The sequence below is a fragment of the Sphingobacterium psychroaquaticum genome (assembly GCF_900177625.1).
Classification (GTDB): Bacteria; Bacteroidota; Bacteroidia; order Sphingobacteriales; family Sphingobacteriaceae; genus Sphingobacterium; species Sphingobacterium psychroaquaticum.
In genome coordinates this window covers 96,033-116,456 of sequence record NZ_FXAU01000008.1, presented here as the reverse complement: position 1 = coordinate 116,456, position 20,424 = coordinate 96,033, and the positions used below count along the sequence as shown (strand labels likewise).

Below are 20,424 nucleotides of genomic sequence, written 5' to 3'. Positions count from 1 at the left end.
TTTACTTTTTTTGTTTGGTAAGTTTCGCATCCTTTAGTCTACGGTAGATAGCCATAATAAAACCAATGGTCATAATAATGGTACCTGCCCAGAAAAAGTTAATATAAGGGAATTTTATTGCTTTGAAAACCACCCATTTTTTCTCTGGCAATGGTTTTTGGTAAAGCATAATTTCTAATTTATCTTCTTTGGGTAATATATTGGTAAAACGGAAACGAAGACCTTGTTCATTTACATCCTTATTGAAATCATAGCTATTGCCATCCTTAATAACAAAGACAGGTTCGACATCGTATTCTTTTTTGTCGGCTGCAAAAACTTTGATTTTTAACCCTACAATAATATCATTTGGTCCCTTGGGAATATTGTTCAGTTTCGCCTCACGGTTTACACCTTGTATTACGTAATAACCATTGCGGTAGCGCAACGTATCTCCAATATTGACCTGATAGGTTGCCGGCTCATCGTAGTCTTCATAACCTGTTTTTTCTTCTTCAGGAATTTTGGATGCTTTAGCTTGAGAGTCTGAGGCAGCAGCTGTAATCAGCGTATAAATGTCATGTGTGACATAGTGCTTCGTAGCCGGTGTGCCAATCAATCCACCCATATCAGGGTTGTTCTGCGCAAATGGACTCAATATAAACGACTCAATCACTTTCCCACTTTCTTCGTCGATTTTTTCGTACTTTATTTTATAGTAAACATTTGGAGGTGCAACACTATCGCCGATATATGTCAAACGATAGTCACCCATTTGTACCGGTTCATTCTCGGTTAGGAAGAGGTTCTCCCCCGGTTTTTCTACTTTATCGAAATCAGCTACTTGAATATAACCCGAACTGTTAAGGGAGATTACTTCATTTGTTGCAGCAGCAATGAGGGCTCCAATCAAGAGCAAGGCAAAACCAATGTGTGCTACTGCGGAACCCGCAAGTTTCCATTTTCCACGTAAGGCATCGCCTAAGACACGAATATTTGCAAGAATACAGAATATACAAGCGAAGGCCAGGAGAATATACATCACGTTGTTGTGTACCTTGGTGATATAGATAACAGCGGCAGCAAGTATAATGGCGACAACTAAAGTAGCTAACGTGGAAGCCCAAAACTTTTTAGGGTCGGTTTTCTTATATTTCAGGAATTGAGTGAATGCGGTTAAAAGCATAACCACTACAGCAAAAGCTCCTTGCCATTTATTATAGTGTGGTATAGGGTCGATCGGCGGTGCCACTTTTGTACCAAATAAAGCATTGAAAACCGGAATAGAGGTCGTCGCAATCATTTGTACACAAGCTACCGTTAAAACGAGCGCACCTATAAACAACCAGAACTCACGGGAGTAAATATCTTCCTCTTGTTTTGTTGTTGGTATATCCTTATATCGCCAGATCAATAGGCTAACCATAATGATTAAAAAGGATATATTAAAGATAATCAGCTGTCCGGACATACCCAGACTGGTAAACGAGTGAACGGAGGTCTCCCCTAAGATACCGCTTCGTGTAAGGTAAGAAGCATAAATTACCAATACGAAACTAATAAGTGTAAGGAAGGTTGCTGTAAAGAAACCTTGTCCTGAGTGTTTAAAAGCTAATATAACGTGTACGGCAGCAATTAGTGTTAACCATGGAATGATTGATACATTTTCTACTGGATCCCACGCCCAGAAACCGCCGAAGTTTAATGCTTCATATGCCCAAAAAGAACCCATGATAATTCCCGTTCCCAATATCATTACAGCAAATAATGCCCATGGTAATCCGGGAGCTGCCCATTCTTTGTAGCGCTTAGTCCAAAGGCCCGCCGCCGCATAGGCGAAAGGTACAATCATGGAAGCAAAGCCCAGGAATAGTGTAGGAGGGTGGATAACCATCCAATAGTTTTGTAATAATGCGTTCAAACCTCGACCATCCGGAATTAGAGATAGGTAGTTTGGATCACTGAATATTGGTGCTTGCAGGGCGTCACGTAGTAATATAAATGGAGAACTACCGATACGGGTACCGAAAAACTCAACACCTAACAACATGGACGCTAGGAAAGTCTGACATAGCATCACAAAGGTCATTACGGGTGATTCCCAAGACTTTGCTTTAAAGAGCAGAATAGAGCCGAGAACAACTTGCCAGAACATCCATAGCCAGAAACTACCTTCTTGTCCTTCCCAAAAAGAAGAAATTATATAATGTGTGGGAAGAGATTTAGAAGAGTGTGCATAGGCATAATGGTACTCAAAGAGGTGATTATAGATAATGTAAAAGAGTATACTACCGATGGTCACGACGGATATCAGGTTTACCCAAAAAGATATTCTACCTATCTTTTTCCAAGTACGATTTTCGGGTTCTTGTGTTGCGAAAAAATAACTGATCAGCGACAGTAGTGCTGCCCCAAATGATAAAATAACAAAGAATTGACCGATTTGACCCGGTAGTAGATTTTCTCCAACGTAATTGACGTCCATTTAGTAAGGAATATTAATATAAAAGATTAATTCATTGCTGTTTGCGGAGCGGCATTTGTTTCAATCACCTCTACCTCATCTTGATTGTATTTTGATGGACATTTCATCAAAATTTTACTTGCATGAAAAATGTTACCTTCCATTTTACCGGTAAGAACAAGCTGCTCGGAACGTTCTATGTCCTGCGGCTTGGAACCATTAAAGACAACCTGACACTCCGTGCTATCGTTGTCATACATGTAGAATGAAAACCGATTTGCGTCCTTGATAGGATCGTAATGAAGTTCCTTTTGTTTGTTAAGTACACCAACAACATATAGCTCGGTTTGCTTCTCCTTGGCTTCCGAAAATGTTGAATATGTACTGGAATCCGTATAGATTACCAGTATCATAGCGATCGCTACGGCGATGATTGCGATTAAGATAATTGAGCTTTTCTTCATATTACACTATCCCTGTATTACTGCAAAATTACGAAATGCTTTTTGAAGGTTATAATTTGCACCTGAAGTGAGGTTATTTGTAGTCGTTCTAAATAGCGGTGCTTTGCTTTGTTAAAACACTTGTTTTGAGGTGTTTGTGTATTTGTTTTGGTCGTTCGTTTAGAGGCCGAAGCTCATTCCCAACATCAATATTACACGAATTAAACAAATATTTTATATCGTTTTTCTAATTCTATCTGCTTATGTTTCAATATCGTTGACCTCTGTGCTGAATTTCTCGCCAGAAAATCGGGTAACTAGCATAGCTGCTACGGTATCTCCCGTTGCATTAAGCACGGTTGCTAACGGATCAACAAGCGTCCCTATAATCATAACAGCTGGTATTGCTTCCGGTGGTAAGCCATATACAGAAATCATAAGCATTTCTCCAATGTAGCCACCATTAGGAATTCCGCCTGCTACGATCGTTACCAAAACTGTGATGCCGACAGCTGTCAATATGGTATCCCACTCGAAGAAGTTCCACCCTAGTAGGGTAAAGGCTACATATATTTTAAGGATTGAGGAGATAGCAGATCCATTTTTGTAAAGCGTATTGCCTAATGGAATAACCACGTTGGCTATTGCAGCAGGTATACCTATTCGTTTGGCGGCTGCGAGATTTGCCGGCATGGTTGCTAAGCTGCTACAGGTACTAAGAGCTGTTAGTGAAGGATAGATGTTGTTGCGCCAGAATAAACTTACTCCTTTGTTGCCGTACGCAATAAAGGCATAGACACTAAAGGCAACAAAGAAAAAGACAAGGCCGAAAATATAATACAAGGCTAAAGGTTTAGCATAAAAACCGAATAATTGGGGGCCTAAAGTTTTTACTTGAAACGCAAAATAAGCCCCGAGTCCTATGGGCGCACCCTTCATGATAAGAATGAGTAATTGTTTTAGGACTTCATTCCCGGACTGTATGAAAGAAATAAAAGGTTTTGCTTTTTCACCTGTATTGCGCGCAGAAATTCCAACTAGAAAAGAAAATATCACAAAGGCAAGTATGCTCTGGCGTGACAAGAGATTTCCAAATTCGCTTACTGTTAAGAAGCTTACGATACGATCGCCCCAAGACGATGTTGATGCATCCAGAGGGTCATCTACAAAAGAGCCGGTATCTACAGCCGAATTTACGGGGAATATATAAAGTACTGCAACAGTGGCTAACGCTGCAATAGCAATGGTGACCAAAAACACACCCGCCATGATACCGATTATTTTGCCCAGTTTATTCTGTTCTTCGATATTAGCAACGGAAGAGGAAATGGCAAAGAATAGGAGTGGGATTATGGAAACAAACAGTAGATTGAGGAATATATCACCCAAAGGCTTGATATAGACCACCAAGTCTGGGAAATAAAGACCAATAATACTTCCCGCTATAATACCGAGAATCAAGAGGATAATACTCCCGTAGTTTTCTAATGTCTTGTTCATATAGTACGACTAAAATAGTAGTTTTTTATATTAGTTTTGTTAAAAAATGTAGGATATGGAATTTGTGACCACGGGCGATGGCTCGAAGACCCTTTACCATGCTGCTGTAGGGGAGCATTATCACTCGACACACGGTGCTTTGCAAGAAAGTAAACATGTTTTTTTGCAATCTGGAATGGTTTATTTTTTGAACTTGTATGGCCGCCAAGACTGTTCCATTCTTGAGGTGGGTTTTGGTACAGGTCTAAACTTTCTAATGACAGCAGATTATGCTGCTGAACATCATGTTACGGTTGACTACTGTGGTATTGAAGCTTTTCCGTTACCACAGGAGACTGTGGCGGCTACGGGGTATGGTGATTTTGTGGGCGATGATGTGTGGGAGCACTTTTGTGCGGCTTATCCACAAGCGCTAGAGGAACAAGTTGCGCTTGGTTCCGAACTGACGCTAACTATTGCGCCCCAAAAAGTTTTGGACTTTGTTAGTGAAAAGCAATTTGATGTTATTTATTTTGATGCATTCGCGGCGGTTCACCAACCTGAAATGTGGAACGATGAAACTCTAGCACATGTGTGTCAGTTTCTGAAACCAGGAGGAGTCTTCGTTACGTATGCTATAACGGGAAACTTAAAACGGTCGATGAAAGCATTGGGATTCAAGATCGAGAAGGCGCCGGGCGCACCTGGGAAGAGAGAGATGTTGCGTGCGGTAAAGGTTTAATTATTCCTTCGTATCGGTCTTGAGTTAGTTTTTTCTTTGCTGTGAAAAAAAATAAAATAAATTGTAACGTTTTATGTAAAGGGTGTACTTACTGGATAAATAGCAATTCAAAATTGCTACGAAGCATTTAGAAAACGCTAAAAACATATAAACATGAGACAAGAAACATACAGTTGGAAAAATAATATCTGGGGTACACGTATTAATCTGTATCAAGATAAGACATTGCTTGGAAAGATGAAAAATTTCACGTTCAAGCCAACCTCAGAGGTTATTTTGGGGGATGAAAAATACCATTTCGAGACGAAAGGTCTTTTTGAGCAGTATACACGGATTGTAGATAAAGAAGGACGTATCGTTGGAGATATTGATTACGAAGCATGGAGTAATAAGGCAACGGTACAGTTGTTTGATAAAAAATATTTCTGGAAAGCAGATGACTGGATGCGTTTAAGATGGCGGTTGGTAGATGATAAAGGTGTAGCGTTGGATATCCAAAGTAGCTATGCAGGAAAAGGAGAAATACGCAGTGAGGGGGGGAGTGAATTATTGTTGATGACCGGTATTTTCTTACAGAACTACTTTATGAGTTACGGGAGTGTGATGTTAATGCTGCTCTTAGTCCTTCTGTGTGTTTAAAACATACCGATCGTAAATTTGAGATTAAAGAAAAGAGCTGTCCGAAGGGACAGCTCTTTCATACTCAATATGTGTTATTCTATGGGTTTATGCACCTAGTTGAACACGTTTGAAAGCTGTTACAGTCAATCCTTTAGATACAGAATCTAAGAATTGAGCAATAGTTTTAGAAGAGTCTTTCACAAATTCTTGGTTTAACAAAGTACTTTCTTTGTAGAATTTGTTCAATTTACCTGCTGCAATTTTCTCTACCATTTCTTCTGGTTTGCCTTCTGCACGGATCTGCTCTTTAGCAATTTCTAATTCACGCTCGATAGTATGTGCATCAACACCATCTTTATCGATAGCAACTGGGTTCATTGCTGCGATTTGCATAGCAACGTCTCTACCAGCTTCTTCTGCACCAGCAGCATCAGCTGAAAGACCTACTAATACACCTAAACGGTAGTTACCGTGGATGTAAGCAACGATTTTATCACCAGATACGATTTCGTATTTAGAAACATCAATTTTTTCACCAATTACACCTGTCTGCTCGATTAAAGAATCAGCGATGTTTTTACCATCAAGTTGTAAACCTTTTAGTTCGTCTAAAGAAGCTGGTTGGTTTGTTAATGCTACATCTGCAATTTTCTCTGCGAAAGCGATGAAGTCAGCATTTTTAGCTACGAAATCTGTTTCACAGTTTACTTCTACTACGATACCTGATTTTCCATCAGCAGCAGCTTTAGCAATGATAACACCTTCGTTAGAGTCACGGTCTTGACGGGCAGCAGCTAATTTAGCTCCTTTTTTACGTAAATAATCAACAGCCGCTTCGAAATCACCATTCGCCTCAACTAATGCTTTTTTACAATCCATCATACCTGCGCCTGTTTGTTGACGCAATTTGTTTACATCTGATGCAGAAATTTGTACTGACATGTTTTATTTCTTTTAGAATATTTACAATTTAATGGAAAAACCGGACAAACCCATGTTTACCATTTGAAGCAGGCTTCAAAAAGGCTAACACTTGTTTATCCGGTTTTAAATAAGAATATTATTCTCCGTCTTTCGCTTTACGAGGGCGTTTTCCAGCGTTAGCATCTGAAGCATCTGTTGTATCTACAGCAGCTTTAGCCGCAGCAGCATCTTTTTCAGCTTCTTCTTCTTTGTCGCGTTTACGCTCTTCTAAACCTTCTTGGATAGCTTTACCAATGATACCAGCGATTAAGCTAATAGATTTTGTAGCGTCATCATTAGCTGGGATTGGGAAATCAATGTTTGAAGGATCAGAGTTTGTATCCACCATAGCAAATGTAGGGATGCTAAGTTTCAACGCTTCAGCAACAGCGATATGTTCTTTCTTCACGTCGATGATGAACAATGCTGCAGGAAGACGGTTCAAATCAGCGATACCTCCTAAAAGGTTTTCTAATTTGATACGCTCACGCTGAATCATTAATTTCTCTTTTTTAGATAGTACATCGTATGTACCATCTTTTTGCATTTTATCGATGTTAGACATCTTTTTGATAGACTTACGCACTGTTGCGAAGTTTGTAAGCATACCACCTAACCATCTTTCTGTAACGAAAGGCATGTTCACGTCTTTCGCTTGTTGTGCGATAATTTCTTTCGCTTGTTTTTTCGTAGCTACGAATAAAACTTTACGACCCGATTTAACGATTTGTTTGATAGCTGAAGCAGCTTCTTCTAATTTCGTTAATGTTTTGTTCAAGTCGATAATGTGGATACCGTTGCGTTCCATGAAAATGTACTTAGCCATTTTCGGATCCCACTTACGAGTAAGGTGACCAAAGTGAACACCTGCATCCAATAATTCTTGATATGTTGCTCTTGCCATTTTGTGTTCCTCCTTTGATTAACGTTTACTGAATTGGAATCTTCTACGTGCTTTACGACGTCCTGGTTTCTTACGCTCAACCATACGGTCATCACGTGTAACCAAACCTTTAGCACGTAAAGCTGGTTTAGCTTCTGGGTTAAGCTCTACTAATGCTTTAGCAATCGCTAAACGCACAGCTTCCGCCTGACCTTTTACACCACCACCTTGAACGTTAACTTTCACATCAAAATTTCCAGCAACACCTGCTACTTCTGTAGATTGAGTAACGATGTATTGCAATGGCAATGTTGGGAAATATTCTTTGTAGTCTTTACCATTTACGGTAATGATTCCGCTACCAGCAGTTAAGTAAATGCGGGCAACAGCAGTTTTTCTTCTTCCTGAAGTATTAGTTGTTGACATGTTTGCTCTCCTTAAAATTTAACTGGTTTTGGACTTTGTGCCTCATGTTTGTGCTCTGTTCCAGCATAAACGTAAAGGTTTTTGAACAATTGACGACCTAAACGGTTTTTAGGTAACATCCCGCGTACCGCTTTCTCAATGATGCGCTCTGGGTGTTTCGCCATTAATTCTTTTGGAGAAACGAAACGTTGACCACCTGGGTAACCTGTGTAACGAACATAAGTTTTGTCGCCCAATTTGTTTCCAGTCAACTTGATTTTGTCTGCGTTGATAACAATCACGTTATCGCCACAGTCTACGTGTGGGGTGAATGTTGGCTTGTGTTTTCCACGAATTACTTTCGCAATTTCGCTTGCCAAGCGCCCCAAAATCTCTCCTTCAGCGTCAACAACAATCCACTCTTTATTTACGGTGTTCTTGTTGGCAGAGACAGTTTTGTAACTTAACGTATTCACTTGCTTTTATTTAATTAATTAATAAATATTTTTAAACCTATTGTAATCACTACAATTAGGCTTGCAAAAGTACGATATTTTTCTGATTATTTCCAAATTGATTTTATTTTTTGATTTCACCTCCTTTTTTATGCTTTTAACCCCTTGTTAAGCCTTAGTTCATGATGCTTCTCGATTCTTCTCCACAAGCTTTGTCGCCACCTTTGTCAGTTTTTTATGACGCAATACATTTTTAACATGTTTTAAGATAGTTTAAGTAAACTATTGCTTTTTTTTGCCATCTTTATAAGAGTATTGTGAATCCGTTATAAGAAGGAGATAAATGAAGAGATGTAAAGTAGTTGTATATGGTAGCTTAGTTATGCTCCTTGGGTTAATGGCTCCAAGGATGCTTTCTGCACAGGATACAACGCTCGATAAACCGTATAAAGAACAATTGGTATTGGTGGAAGGGAAGTTGCGTAGTGGAAATATCGCTGGCGCACTGGAAACCCTGGACGATGTTATTGCAAAATACCCGAAAGCGGCAGAAGTGTATTACGCGAAGGCACTCCTGTTTGGACAAGCTCGAAATTTTAATATTGCTATCCCTGTCGCGCAGCAGGCCGTAGCGCTGGAACCTTCAAATCTTATTTTTTCTAATTACTTGGTTGGCCTTTATAAAGGCAATAATGATTTGAATAGTGCCTTAAGTGTTATCGATTCTTCGATTCACTATCACCCTGAAAATGTAGTGCTATACAGAGAGAAGATGATGGTGTTGCATAATGCAAAACGTTCCGAAGAGGCATTGGCGATTTATGATTCCACTCGAGAAAGGTTCGGTGTGTCTGATACGTTAGATATTATCAAAGGTGAGATTTTAGTCGATTTGGAGCGTAACGAGGAAGCAGAGCAGTTGTTACTCCCTTGGGCCGCGAAAGGATCTAAAATAAGACAAATATATAGTACATTAGGCTACTTATATCTCGATAAGAAAAAGGTGAAACCTGCCATACAAATTCTTGAACGAGGATTAGCAAATACCGGAGAGAATATCTTGTATTTTGACTTAGCGGATGCCTATGCGGCAAGTAAAAAAGATAGACAAGCGTTTGATTGCCTAGCAAAGGCTTTTGATGCGAGTGATGTGGATTTTCCTGAAAAGTATAGAGTGATGATAACGGCTTTAAGTGGTAAGACATCGCTGAGTCTTGATCAAGTGCAAGCATTAGCAAATTTACTGGTGCTTCGTCATCCTCGGGTCGCGGATAGCCATGTGGCGAAGGGGGAGGTTTTGTGGCGAAGAGGAAATTTACAGGAAGCGCGATCTCTGTTTTTGACGGCCGTTAGTATGAACCGCGGACATGTGGATGCATGGCGTATGCTCATGAATGTGGAACTGGCACTAAACCAGGTAGACGATGCTATAGCCCATGGTTTTGAAGCATTGGAGTCCAATCGTAATAATCCCATGTTGTTGTATTTTACAGGCTTAGCTTACATGGTTAAGGATGATACCGATAATGCACGTAAAATGTTAGAAACAGCACTCGATAACAGTGGTGATGAAAATACGTATGTTCAATCGTTGATCTACGCTGGTTTGGGGGACTTGTATCATAAACTGAAGATGTCTGATGTTTCTGATGTCGCCTATGAGGAAGCTATAAAATTAGATAGCACCAACGCGACGGCGATGAACAATTATGCCTATTATTTATCTGAACGTAATGAAAAATTAGATTTGGCAGAGAAATTATCGCGGAGTTCAAATGAACTGGATCCTACATCAAGTACCTTTCAGGATACTTATGCTTGGGTTTTGTTTAAGCAAGGGAAGTATAGTGAAGCGTTAAAGTGGATCGAAAAGGCGATGGTTGGAGGACAGCCTTCGGCTGTTCTGTATGAACACTATGGTGATATCTTATATAAAAATGGGAATAGTAAGGAGGCCGTGAAGCAATGGGAAAAGGCACTAAGCAGTAATACGGAAGCGGGGATAGATATGGACAAGTTAAAGTCGAAGATAACAAAACGAAGCTATGTGGAGTAGATGGATTATAATGGTGCTTGTTGTAGCGACTGTGAGTGCTTGTAAGACTAAGAAAAAAATTGTTCTTCCTTCGGATGCGACACCGACGGACGTAACAGCTGCCCATGTAAGTAGCATTAAAAGTTTTGAGATGTCTAATTTAGACTTTCATAGTTTTACGGGCCGTGCAAAGACCAAGATCGAAATGGGAAAGAGCGTGCAGGATGTGACTTTAAATGTTCGGATACAGCGCGACAAAGCGATTTGGATCTCTGTAACAGCTTTACTGGGCGTCGAAGCCGCTCGGGTATTGATTACGCCCGATAGTATTAAGGTATTGAATAAATTGCAAGGAGAATATCTAGCTAAACCATTTGATTATGTGCAGCGGTTTACAAATAAAGGGGTTACATTTGCCATGGTGCAGGATCTTTTAATGGCTAATGTATCCTCCAGCCTGTTACGGACAAATAATGTACAGGTTGCCAGTGCCCAGGATGAGTTTATCGTTGTAGGGATAAAAGAAGATCTATCCTATCAGTATCGGATAAACAAAGATAACAGGCCTTTTAATTTTTTGATGGAGCGTATCGGTGCAAATCAGAATCTACAGGCTTTTTATGGGGATTATACGAAGACGGATGGATACAATTTTCCGCAGCGTATTGCGTTAGACATGTCAGGAGGTGATGTCGCGTTAAAGGCACAGCTTGTTTTTAATAAGGTAGCTTTTAATGAAAATATAGAGCTTCCATTCACGGTTTCTGATCGCTACAAAGTGATTGATTAGCGGATCGCGAATAAATTATACAAAATAATTACATTCGTAGGTGGTATATACCTATTTTTGTTGGCTTAATAAAACCCGATATATAGAAAGATAAAGGCGGTTCATGGATTTTAAAAAGATACTATTTAGTTTTTTCTTCGTTAGTTGCCTTTGTGTAGGTATGGTAGCAGCGCAAAGTAGTGCCGAGTTACGTAAACAAAGGGAAAAAATTGATGCGGAGATTGCAGAGATTACAAAGGTTTTGCGTGCGAAGACACAAGAGAAGTTGCTTTCGCAGCAGGAAGTGAATGCGTTGAGTAGACAGTTGGATCTGCGTGAAGATAAAATAAGTACTATTAATTCGGAGTTGCGCCTTATTAATGGTAATATTCAAGCCAATACAAAGGTTGTTAATCAACTAAAGGCAGAATTGGAAAAAATGCGTAAGGATTATGAAAAGATGATTCTTTTTGCCTTTCGTAATAAAAGTGGGTACAATAAATTGATGTTTATTTTTGCTTCTAAGGATTTTAATCAAGCTTTTAAGCGCGTGAAATATTTACAGCAATTTAATGATGCGCGAAAGGTTAAAGCTGCAGAGATAGAAAATACGAAGAAGCAGATTGAGTTGAAAATCGCTCAGTTAGAGCGAGATAAGCAAACGCAAAATAAGCTTCTTCAGGAACAACAAGCAGAGAAAAATATTATAGCGAAGGATCGTGCAACGCATGCCGGAGAGTTGAGCCAGTTGCGTAAGGAGGAGTCGAGTTACAAGGGGCAGTTGAGTAAAAAACAACAGGAGAAAAAACGTATCGACGCGATGATCCAAGCAGCTATCCGTCGGGAGATTGCTGAAGAGAGACGGAAGGCGGAAGAAGCAAGGAAGAAAGCCGCAGAAGAAGAAGCGAAACGTACAGGTAAGACTGTGGCGGAGGTAGAAAAAACAACACCGCGGAAGTCAGATAGTGAAGTGTTACGTTCTACGCCAGAAGCGGCTCGTTTGTCTGCCGACTTTAAGTCCAATCGCGGACGTTTACCATGGCCAGTCGGACAAGGAAACATTGTGCGGGATTTTGGTTTTGAAACCGTAGAGCGTGGTGTCGGAATGGATAATATGGATGTCGCTATTCGCACAGGAAGTAACGCTGCTGTGAAGGTTGTATTCGAAGGTGAAGTGGTGCAGGTGTTTGGAAATGTGGTGGTTATCAAACATGGGGAGTATTTTACATCCTATGGTAATCTACGCAGTGTTTCGGTAGGACGCGGGCAAAAGGTAAGCCGGGGACAGCAAATTGGTACAGCTGCAGAAGATCCGGATTTAGGTTATTCTGTCGTAAACTTCGGGGTATTCCAAGGACAGTCGGCTATGAATCCATCTTCCTGGTTAGCAAAATAGTTACAAGGATTTAAGAGAGAAAATTATATATTTGTAATATACCCCATACGGAGCGGGTGTTAAGAAATTAAAATTATGTACACATCAGGATTATTATTTATCGGAACACAAGAAATTATTATTATCGTTGTTTTGGTACTATTATTATTCGGCGGTAAGAAAATTCCAGAGTTAATGCGCGGTTTAGGTCGTGGTGTTAAGGAATTTAAAGATGGTCAAAAAGAAGACACTACAGAGAATAATAATACAAACACAACGAATAGTAACAATAACCAAAACTAATTCGTTATTGTTTTCAGTTAACAAAAAGTTTCATCCTTACACACGGTGAAACTTTTTGAATTTTATGTATATACTAAACTTGGAGGAAACTTCGTTTATACATAAATTATCTATGCACAAAACCTAAATAAGGCGTCATTCATCATATTCAACCTATGAAGAAACATTATTTATGGGGACTACTATTAACGTTATCTGGTATTTCCTTTGGAGGGTATGCCCAAGAGATGGCGATAGCCGAGAGTTCGGAAATTACGTTCCTAACTGAAGCAGTGAACACGCAGAAAAAAGGCCTTGTTGCCAGTCTGGATTCCCTAAAAAAACTTCCTTATAACGATGCACTGCACAACAACGAAGATTCCTTGATTTATCAGCGTATGCGAACGATTCAAAAGACGGTTCCGCTTGCATATAACGAAAAGATCAAGTTCTTTATTGATAAGTACGTATCGCAGAATTACAATCCCTACATGAGTAAGCTCCAGGGATTGTCGCAGTATTATTTCCCGATTTTTGAGGAGATCCTAAAGGCGAATCACCTACCAGATGAGGTGAAATACCTCTCGGTTGTAGAGTCATCACTGGACCCACATCTGGTATCTCGGTCGGGGGCTGTAGGGTTATGGCAGTTTATGTACGGCACCGCAAAGATATATGACCTGACGATGGATCGGAATGTGGACGAACGTAAAGACCCCTATGCGGCCTGTCACGCTGCAAGCCGATACTTCATGGATGCGTATGCGGAGTTTAATGATTGGTTGTTAGCATTGGCCTCTTACAATTGTGGACGAGGGGCTGTTCGACGTGCGATCCAGCGATCTGGCCTTACCAATCCTTCCTTTTGGGAGCTATCTCCGTTCCTGCCTCAAGAAACCCAGAATTATATTCCTAAGTTTATAGCAATGACCTATGCGTTGAAATATGCGGATCAATACGGGATTGGTACAGCAGGCGTTGGGTTTGATTGGGAAGCCAAAACGATCATGGTCGATCGAAACGTTGACCTGAAACGAATAGCACAAGCTGTAAACCTTTCCTTAGAGGAAGTGAAGAAATTTAATCCATCGTATAAGTCGGCGGTAATTGCCGCCACTTCGGATCGGCCCAAACGACTGATTCTTCCACAAACTCAAAACCTTAACGACAGCTTATTATATGCGGCATTGCACCATATTGATGCAGCTCCCGTTGTTTATGCGGCCACAGAAAGTTCAGACAAACCATCTACTGGAAGTGATAAGACGTATAAGGTTAAACCGAATGAAACGTTAAGTACGGTGGCGAATAGATTTGGAACTACGGTGCAGAATTTGAAGGCCTGGAACAATTTGACGTCAAAAAGTAGAATTGCGGGAAGGACGTTGATTGTGAAAAATGAAGAGGTAAGCCGATTGGCTAGTGTACCGAAAAAAAATAATCAGTCCAGCGGACCCCGTTTTCAAAGTTACGTTGTTCGTAAAGGTGATACGCTATCCGATATTGCGAATAAATTTAAAGGCACCACCGTTACGCACTTAAAGAATGATAATGGTCTTAAGGGAAGTTCCTTACAAATTGGACAAAAACTGAAGGTGAGAACCTTATAAGATCGTGTCAAAAAGATAAAAAATACAGGCGCAGCTTAGGATAACCAAGCTGCGTCTTCTGTCTGATCATATTCGCTAAGTTCAACTTCCACATGTTCTTTGAGGATCGTTGAAAGCTTAATCCCATAGTAATCACTAAATATTGGAAATTGGTGATGCGATCTGTCAATCAGTACCGCTGTACGCATTTTTTTCAATGGAATATCAAGGAACATACCTAAACCGTAAGCCATAGTACGTCCGCTATTCAATACATCGTCGATTAATATAATAACTTTGTTTTTGGCCGTTTCAATAGGGGTGTCTATGCTTGCTTCTAAGCTTCTTTTTGATTTTTTTATGGTTACTTTAATCAATTCGAAACCCTTATCTGGCGCAATTTCTTGTAATATCTTTTGTAAGCGCTCCGCAAAAACATAACCCCGTTCGGCGATACCAACTAATACGATAGAATCTTCTTCAAAATTATCTTCAAGAATCTGGTAGGCAATACGAATAGATTTTTGCTTGATCTGATCCTTATCTAAAACTAACGTTCTTTTACTGGACATGCTGTTGTTTTTTGTTGCTTGTAAAAATACTAAATTTTTTAAAGTCTTTTTTTATTTCTATAATTGGCGATAACTTATTCCACGATAAGTGTACCTTAATTGATTAACATGCATATTTAACGTGAAACGAGATGAACTAGATATCGTACGATCTATCAACGACTCAGATCCGGAGGCTTTCAAAGAAATCTTCGATTTGTATTGGAACAAGATCTATAAAAGAGCGTTGCAAAAATTACCTAAAGAGGAGGATGCAAGTGACATTACACAGGAAGTTTTCTATGTAATTTGGAAGAATCGTGCTTTTTGGAACGTTACCACAACAATTGAGGGCTATCTTTTTTCCATGTTACGTCATAAGATTTATGACTTCTATGCCAAGCAGGACCGCTTGCCTTTGTTTATTTCTCTCGATAATCAAGAAGAATACTGGGACTACTATTTTGAAGACGCAACCAAGGAAGATGATTTTGCCGTAAAGAACGCTGCTGTCAAAGCTGAAATTGAGGCTATGCCTGAAAAAATGCGTGAAATATTCTTGTTAAGTCGCTTCGAAAATCTCTCTGCCATGCAAATAGCTGCCAAATTGGGGATATCTGTGCAAACGGTCCGTAACCAGATATCTAGTGCTTTAAAACGTCTTAAAATTAAGTTTGGAGACAAGACTGCGTGGATTATATTTATCTTTTTTATAAAATTTTGATTTTTTTCTCGTGTCTTATAGTATGTTTTTAAGAAAACACAGACTATATAGTAAAGAAGTCAAAATATCCTAAATGAAAGTACTGACCGATAAGAAAAGAGAGATTTGGAAAGGTATCGTGAATAAAGCACGTGCCGATGGCGATTATAGCCTAGAAGTCGTATCGTTCGCTCGTTCCCGTAAGCTAATAGTGATTCGGTGGACCGCAAGCGTTGCAGCAGCCATTTTAGTTATTTGCGGTGCTTATTATTTGGCGATCAAACCATTATCAAGCCCGATGCTCCATGAATCCGTGCTTGCTCAAGTATATCAGGATACTACTTCGCATACGACATTAACATTGTCTTCAGGAGAAGTGATTGTATTGGATGGGTCACAGGCCAAAAGCGAGGATGTGGCTGAACTTCAAGGTGAGGGCGGTTTAGATTTTCGGAAGCTGGAATCAGAAAGTTTAGCACGTAGTGTGCAAACCATGGAAACAGGACGAGGGAAACAAAGCCATGTTATTCTTTCGGATGGTACGAAAGTATGGTTAAATGCAAATTCAAAACTACAGTTCCCGGGACGTTTTTCGAATAGCAATAGGGAAGTATCTATCGAAGGTGAAGTGTATTTTGAAGTCGCTAAGAATAAAAATCAACCATTTATTGTAAAGTCTGAACACAACCATGTGCGCGTCTTAGGTACGCATTTCAACGTGCGTAGTTACCCAACGGAAACCATGAAGACAGTCACCCTATTGGAAGGGTCTGTGGAGGTTCGCAGTGCCGACATGAGTAAGAAATTAACCCTGAAGCCAGCAGAACAGAGTATACAGCAGGGAAATGAAGGCTTACATGCTCGTGTGGTCACCAATCCTGAGGCTGTTATTGCCTGGAAAGAAGGTCAGTTCTACTTTGAAGATGCAGATGCTCAGTCAATTGTAAAGGAATTGGAGCGGTGGTATCCGGTTCGGATCCACTTAAAAGAACATGACGAAACAAAACGAATCTCTGGGCGGATTCGTCGTGATGACTCGATGAAAGAGGTCGTGGAAATGCTGCGCTTCTTTGATATTGAAGTTTCTATCACAGAAAGATAATTTAAATTCAACCTAACACACCAGTAAATTACTTAACCATTAACCACTTATGAAAAATTGTATTTTCAAGTTTAAAGACTTGAGGAAGCATCGTCTGTGCTTTTTTGTACTCCTTATTGTGGTACTTTCCACGAACAGTGCGCTGGCACAGATTCGTGTTTCCATCAAGCAGAAGCCGTTGACAACGGTATTTAAGGCCATTGAAAGCCAAAGCGACTTTGTCTTTTTGTATGATAAAGATGTCGCTCGTGTATCTTCAGTTACACTAAACTGTTCGAATTGCAGCATCGAAGAAATTGTTAAGCAATTGGCTAAAGAAACAGATTTAGACTTTCGGGTTAATGATAAACAGATTTTGGTCAAGCGTAAAAATGCCCCCAAGAAAGTCGTCGAATCAGCGGTTTTAACAGCATCTACGGTGGACAGTTTGGTAGGACGTGTGGTGGATGAACACGGTCAACCTATTGTTGGAGCGACTTTACTTATCAAAGGAACGAAAATCGGAACCTCCAGTAATCAGATGGGTTATTTTGCCCTTAGGCGTCCTGAAAAAGGGGTGATGGTGATGTGTAACATCATTGGTTATCACCCACAAGAGGTGGTTGTTGCGGACCAAAAAATGGTAATGCTCCGGTTGGTTACTAAGGCCCAAAAGATTGAAGATGTGGTGATCTCTACTGGTTTACAGAAACGGGAGCGAAGCAAGCTTGTTGGTAATGTATCTTCGATAAAGGGTGAAGACCTAGAGGGAGCTGGCATCACTACCGTGGATAAAGCACTTCGTGGAAAGATGACAGGCGTGTATGTTCGTTCTAATTCTGGACGACCTGGAGAGGCTGGATCTATCGTAATTCGTGGTAGCAATACTATGACGGGAAGTGCAGAACCACTAATTATATTAGATGGGATGCCGATGCAAAACGGTGAGGTCGCTGGGATGGATAAAACAAGCTCTAATATCAATAGTTTGTTGACGAACGGAATCGGAAATATCCCGCCAGAGGATATCGCTACGATCGATATCTTACGTGATGCAACTGCAGCTTCTGTATATGGAGCACGTGCAGCGAACGGTGTTATTGTGATTACCACGAAACGCGGTGTAGCAGGAAAAGACTACATCAATTATAGTACAAAACAGGGATTGACCTTAAGTCCGAAAAATGGTTTTGACTTTATGAACTCCTCAGAGAAACTGGCCTACGAACGTCAGTTGTACAATGATTTTCACCCAGTCTACGGTGGACGCGCCGTGCAATTGTTGTTACAGGCAGATAACGGTGTTATTTCGAGAGAACAAGCCGATCAGGAAATTGCTCAATTGGGGCAAGTGAATACCGATTGGATCAATGTACTTTACAATCTAGCATATCAGCAATCGCATAATGTTTCGATGAGTGGTGGTAGTACGAAGCTGCAATATAATGTGTCTTTAAATTACCAGGATGCGAACGGTACATTGATGGAAAATAAGAATAAGCAAGGAGGTATGAGCGTGAAACTGACGCGAAATGTAAACGATCGCTTGCTGATTGATTTTAACTTGTATTCGACCATCAAAAAGAATGTTGAAGGACAATCTGCTTTGGATCCATTCCGGTACGCGATGTTTGCAAATCCGTATGAAAAGCCTTTTAATACAGATGGTTCATATGCATGGGACAAAACTTATCGTGATTTAACGACCGATATCGGTTTGTCGCAGGCCTTGAATTACGAAACGCTAAATATCGTTAAGGAATTACGGGAAAACACATTGAGCACGGACTATAATAATGTGCGTGGGCAATTTGGTGTGGAATGGAAGTTCTTAGATGGTTTTCAATACCGTGGCTCTGCGGTGTTAAACTACACGAATGTGCAAACAATGGATGAATCGCGCGGTGGAACATACCGTTCATACGCTACTAATTGGTTGAATACTGCGCGTACGGTGAACTCGGGAGGTGGTATTCTTGCGAAATATAACCAAGGATTCTTGGAAGAGAACTCTGGCAAAACAATAGATTACACGGTGCGTAACACCATTGAATACAACAAAACCTTTCAAGAGAAGCATTATGTGCAAGCTTTTCTAGCGAATGAAGTTTCTGAACGGACCAATAATAGATTTTTTCACTATAACCCGGTATACCTGCAAGATTACCGGATGGCGGGATATCCTTCATGGGACGATGTACCACCGTCAACCTCTAAAAAATTAGCGCTGGATCAGTTAGGTGGCACATATTATGAGAAAGATCGTTCAGTTTCTTTTATTAGCTCTTTTGCCTATGCTTATGCGAATCGCTATGTGTTAAATGCCAATTTTAGATCTGACGGTGTGGATATTATTGGTTCAAAGAACCAGTTTACGCCGTTGTGGTCAGCGGGTCTAAAATGGAATGCGCATGAGGAAGTATTTGTAAAAGAGAATATGTCTTGGTTAAATCGTTTGGTATTCTCTTTTGGATATGGATACACGGGAAGTATAAATCGAACTGTTTATCCTTTTCATACCTACAAGTTAACCGCTTTGGTGTATGATGATGTGGTAAAGGCACAGGAATTTGTGTATGGAAATCCTGTTTTAAAGTGGGAGAGAAAACGAGATATCAACTACGGTGTTCAATTTTCGGTGTTTAACAGCCGTCTAAATGTGGAAGCTAACTACTACGATAATAAGGTGACAGACCTCTTAGATAAAGTGGTGTTACCCGCTTCTGTGGGGCGTACCTCTTCCTTGATTAATGCTGGAATACTATCTAATAAAGGATGGGAGCTATCCGCTCGTGTGGAAGCCGTAAAAACTACGGATTGGCTTTGGGAAATTGGAGGGAACTTGACCACCGTTAAAAATAACCTCGATAGGGTGTATTATAAGAAAACACCAACGATATCGAATTTGGCACCACAAAATGTGGAGAATTATGCCCTACGCTCTTGGTTTGGGTATAAGTATGATCATATTGATCCTAATAATGGACATATGATGGTGCAAGCACAGCGTATTGATGCGCAAGGTACCGTGATAGGGGATGAAATTATTGACTTGTCAAAAATATCTTCTGCAGACCTGCAGACGAAGTATCGTACGTATTATTTGGGACAACAAGACCCGAAATTGTACGGTGGATTTAATACACGTGTACGCTACAAGAATGTGACGTTCGCTAGCAACTTTGTCTTTGCCCACGGCAACATGATTAAGGGGTTTCAAGATCGCCGCGAGGGACCGAGTGGGATGACGGATGATATCACGGCCGGACGAACAAATCGGTTGAAAAATCAAATATATCGCTGGCGTCAACATGGGGATATCACGGATATTCCGTTTTACTCTCCAAGTAAATCTTATTATTCAGAATACCTGGTTGACCGCGATATCGAGTCGGGAGCTTATATAAAATGTACAGAGTTAGGTGTAAACTGGCGTGCGAACCCAACAAACTTAGGCCGTTTTGTAAAGCAATTACAGATCGGTTTGATGGCCAATAATTTATTTACAATTTCTCCTTATTCGGGTAGTGATCCGGAAACACAAATGGCTTTTGGATATCCGACCACACCGAGCTATACCTTTTCCCTAAACATTGGATTCTAAC

18 protein-coding genes are annotated in these 20,424 nt (G+C 40.3%); 10 read left to right on the top strand and 8 right to left on the bottom strand.

Annotation, left to right across the window (positions count from 1 at the left end; genetic code table 11):
* Position 1: 1 nt before the first annotated feature.
* The 3 genes from ccsA to B9Y69_RS17595 all read right to left on the bottom strand — a co-directional run bounded on the left by ccsA (position 2) and on the right by B9Y69_RS17595 (position 4,386).
* Positions 2 to 2,464: a cytochrome c biogenesis protein CcsA gene (gene ccsA / locus B9Y69_RS17605; protein ID WP_085474309.1), complete on the bottom strand. Its 2,463-nt coding sequence runs from the start codon at positions 2,462 to 2,464 to the stop codon at positions 2 to 4.
* A gap of 26 nt (positions 2,465 to 2,490) precedes the next feature.
* Positions 2,491 to 2,907 (bottom strand): cytochrome c maturation protein CcmE domain-containing protein, encoded by a 417-nt coding sequence (locus B9Y69_RS17600; protein ID WP_085474308.1) that lies wholly within the window; start codon positions 2,905 to 2,907, stop codon positions 2,491 to 2,493.
* A gap of 240 nt (positions 2,908 to 3,147) precedes the next feature.
* Positions 3,148 to 4,386: a dicarboxylate/amino acid:cation symporter gene (locus B9Y69_RS17595; protein ID WP_085474307.1), complete on the bottom strand. Its 1,239-nt coding sequence runs from the start codon at positions 4,384 to 4,386 to the stop codon at positions 3,148 to 3,150.
* A 55-nt stretch (positions 4,387 to 4,441) separates the two neighbouring features.
* Between B9Y69_RS17595 and mnmD the strand changes: the two genes are divergently transcribed.
* Positions 4,442 to 5,107, top strand: coding sequence for a tRNA (5-methylaminomethyl-2-thiouridine)(34)-methyltransferase MnmC2 (mnmD, locus tag B9Y69_RS17590; RefSeq protein ID WP_085474306.1), 666 nt, complete (start codon positions 4,442 to 4,444; stop codon positions 5,105 to 5,107).
* A gap of 153 nt (positions 5,108 to 5,260) precedes the next feature.
* Positions 5,261 to 5,746: a hypothetical protein gene (locus tag B9Y69_RS17585; RefSeq protein ID WP_085474305.1), complete on the top strand. Its 486-nt coding sequence runs from the start codon at positions 5,261 to 5,263 to the stop codon at positions 5,744 to 5,746.
* 87 nt (positions 5,747 to 5,833) lie between these two features.
* On the opposite strand, the gene tsf is transcribed toward B9Y69_RS17585, so the two are convergent.
* From tsf to rplM, 4 genes are all read right to left on the bottom strand, one after another.
* Entirely contained in the window at positions 5,834 to 6,670 is an 837-nt protein-coding gene (gene tsf / locus B9Y69_RS17580) for a translation elongation factor Ts (RefSeq protein ID WP_085474304.1), read from the bottom strand.
* Positions 6,671 to 6,788: 118 nt separating this feature from the next.
* Positions 6,789 to 7,595, bottom strand: a complete 807-nt coding sequence (gene rpsB / locus B9Y69_RS17575; RefSeq protein ID WP_085474303.1) for a 30S ribosomal protein S2 — start codon at positions 7,593 to 7,595, stop codon at positions 6,789 to 6,791.
* Between the two features lie 18 nt (positions 7,596 to 7,613).
* The gene (rpsI, locus tag B9Y69_RS17570) at positions 7,614 to 8,000 is read right to left on the bottom strand and encodes a 30S ribosomal protein S9 (RefSeq protein ID WP_085474302.1); all 387 of its coding nucleotides are present in this window, start codon (positions 7,998 to 8,000) and stop codon (positions 7,614 to 7,616) included.
* An 11-nt stretch (positions 8,001 to 8,011) separates the two neighbouring features.
* Positions 8,012 to 8,455 (bottom strand): 50S ribosomal protein L13, encoded by a 444-nt coding sequence (gene rplM, locus B9Y69_RS17565; RefSeq protein ID WP_085474301.1) that lies wholly within the window; start codon positions 8,453 to 8,455, stop codon positions 8,012 to 8,014.
* Positions 8,456 to 8,777: 322 nt separating this feature from the next.
* On the opposite strand from rplM, the gene B9Y69_RS17560 reads away from it, so the two are divergent.
* From B9Y69_RS17560 to B9Y69_RS17540, 5 genes are all read left to right on the top strand, one after another.
* Positions 8,778 to 10,490 (top strand): tetratricopeptide repeat protein, encoded by a 1,713-nt coding sequence (locus B9Y69_RS17560; protein WP_085474300.1) that lies wholly within the window; start codon positions 8,778 to 8,780, stop codon positions 10,488 to 10,490.
* Positions 10,480 to 11,259 carry a lipoprotein insertase outer membrane protein LolB1 gene (locus B9Y69_RS17555; protein WP_085474299.1) on the top strand — a complete coding sequence of 260 codons (780 nt, stop codon included), beginning with the start codon at positions 10,480 to 10,482 and terminating at the stop codon, positions 11,257 to 11,259. The genes B9Y69_RS17560 and B9Y69_RS17555 overlap by 11 nt, the downstream gene beginning before the upstream one ends.
* A 160-nt stretch (positions 11,260 to 11,419) precedes the next feature.
* Positions 11,420 to 12,634 (top strand): murein hydrolase activator EnvC family protein, encoded by a 1,215-nt coding sequence (locus B9Y69_RS17550; protein ID WP_234991301.1) that lies wholly within the window; start codon positions 11,420 to 11,422, stop codon positions 12,632 to 12,634.
* Positions 12,635 to 12,709: 75 nt separating this feature from the next.
* Positions 12,710 to 12,916, top strand: a complete 207-nt coding sequence (gene tatA / locus B9Y69_RS17545) for a twin-arginine translocase TatA/TatE family subunit (RefSeq protein WP_085474297.1) — start codon at positions 12,710 to 12,712, stop codon at positions 12,914 to 12,916.
* Between the two features lie 155 nt (positions 12,917 to 13,071).
* A complete protein-coding gene (locus tag B9Y69_RS17540) occupies positions 13,072 to 14,505 on the top strand; it encodes a lytic transglycosylase domain-containing protein (protein WP_085474296.1) in 1,434 nt (477 codons plus the stop codon).
* A 35-nt stretch (positions 14,506 to 14,540) separates the two neighbouring features.
* Here the strand turns inward: B9Y69_RS17540 and B9Y69_RS17535 are convergent, their stop codons facing one another.
* The gene (locus B9Y69_RS17535) at positions 14,541 to 15,056 is read right to left on the bottom strand and encodes a phosphoribosyltransferase family protein (protein ID WP_085474295.1); all 516 of its coding nucleotides are present in this window, start codon (positions 15,054 to 15,056) and stop codon (positions 14,541 to 14,543) included.
* 121 nt (positions 15,057 to 15,177) lie between these two features.
* On the opposite strand from B9Y69_RS17535, the gene B9Y69_RS17530 reads away from it, so the two are divergent.
* The 3 genes from B9Y69_RS17530 (at position 15,178) to B9Y69_RS17520 (ending at position 20,423) form a co-directional block, all read left to right on the top strand.
* Positions 15,178 to 15,759, top strand: a complete 582-nt coding sequence (locus B9Y69_RS17530) for an RNA polymerase sigma factor (RefSeq protein WP_159451882.1) — start codon at positions 15,178 to 15,180, stop codon at positions 15,757 to 15,759.
* Positions 15,760 to 15,832: 73 nt separating this feature from the next.
* Positions 15,833 to 16,840 (top strand): FecR family protein, encoded by a 1,008-nt coding sequence (locus B9Y69_RS17525; protein ID WP_085474293.1) that lies wholly within the window; start codon positions 15,833 to 15,835, stop codon positions 16,838 to 16,840.
* Between the two features lie 49 nt (positions 16,841 to 16,889).
* On the top strand, positions 16,890 to 20,423 hold the full coding sequence (locus tag B9Y69_RS17520) for a SusC/RagA family TonB-linked outer membrane protein (protein ID WP_085474292.1): 3,534 nt from the start codon (positions 16,890 to 16,892) through the stop codon (positions 20,421 to 20,423).
* Position 20,424 lies beyond the last annotated feature (1 nt).

Bases quoted from the DNA above. Each gene is read 5' to 3' on its own strand.
- ccsA (WP_085474309.1), bottom strand. From the start codon at position 2,464: ATGGACGTCAATTACGTTGGAGAAAATCTACTACCGGGTCAAATCGGT.
- B9Y69_RS17600 (WP_085474308.1), bottom strand. From the start codon at position 2,907: ATGAAGAAAAGCTCAATTATCTTAATCGCAATCATCGCCGTAGCGATC.
- B9Y69_RS17595 (WP_085474307.1), bottom strand. From the start codon at position 4,386: ATGAACAAGACATTAGAAAACTACGGGAGTATTATCCTCTTGATTCTC.
- mnmD (WP_085474306.1), top strand. From the start codon at position 4,442: ATGGAATTTGTGACCACGGGCGATGGCTCGAAGACCCTTTACCATGCT.
- B9Y69_RS17585 (WP_085474305.1), top strand. From the start codon at position 5,261: ATGAGACAAGAAACATACAGTTGGAAAAATAATATCTGGGGTACACGT.
- tsf (WP_085474304.1), bottom strand. From the start codon at position 6,670: ATGTCAGTACAAATTTCTGCATCAGATGTAAACAAATTGCGTCAACAA.
- rpsB (WP_085474303.1), bottom strand. From the start codon at position 7,595: ATGGCAAGAGCAACATATCAAGAATTATTGGATGCAGGTGTTCACTTT.
- rpsI (WP_085474302.1), bottom strand. From the start codon at position 8,000: ATGTCAACAACTAATACTTCAGGAAGAAGAAAAACTGCTGTTGCCCGC.
- B9Y69_RS17560 (WP_085474300.1), top strand. From the start codon at position 8,778: ATGAAGAGATGTAAAGTAGTTGTATATGGTAGCTTAGTTATGCTCCTT.
- B9Y69_RS17555 (WP_085474299.1), top strand. From the start codon at position 10,480: ATGTGGAGTAGATGGATTATAATGGTGCTTGTTGTAGCGACTGTGAGT.
- B9Y69_RS17550 (WP_234991301.1), top strand. From the start codon at position 11,420: ATGGTAGCAGCGCAAAGTAGTGCCGAGTTACGTAAACAAAGGGAAAAA.
- tatA (WP_085474297.1), top strand. From the start codon at position 12,710: ATGTACACATCAGGATTATTATTTATCGGAACACAAGAAATTATTATT.
- B9Y69_RS17540 (WP_085474296.1), top strand. From the start codon at position 13,072: ATGAAGAAACATTATTTATGGGGACTACTATTAACGTTATCTGGTATT.
- B9Y69_RS17535 (WP_085474295.1), bottom strand. From the start codon at position 15,056: ATGTCCAGTAAAAGAACGTTAGTTTTAGATAAGGATCAGATCAAGCAA.
- B9Y69_RS17525 (WP_085474293.1), top strand. From the start codon at position 15,833: ATGAAAGTACTGACCGATAAGAAAAGAGAGATTTGGAAAGGTATCGTG.
- B9Y69_RS17520 (WP_085474292.1), top strand. From the start codon at position 16,890: ATGAAAAATTGTATTTTCAAGTTTAAAGACTTGAGGAAGCATCGTCTG.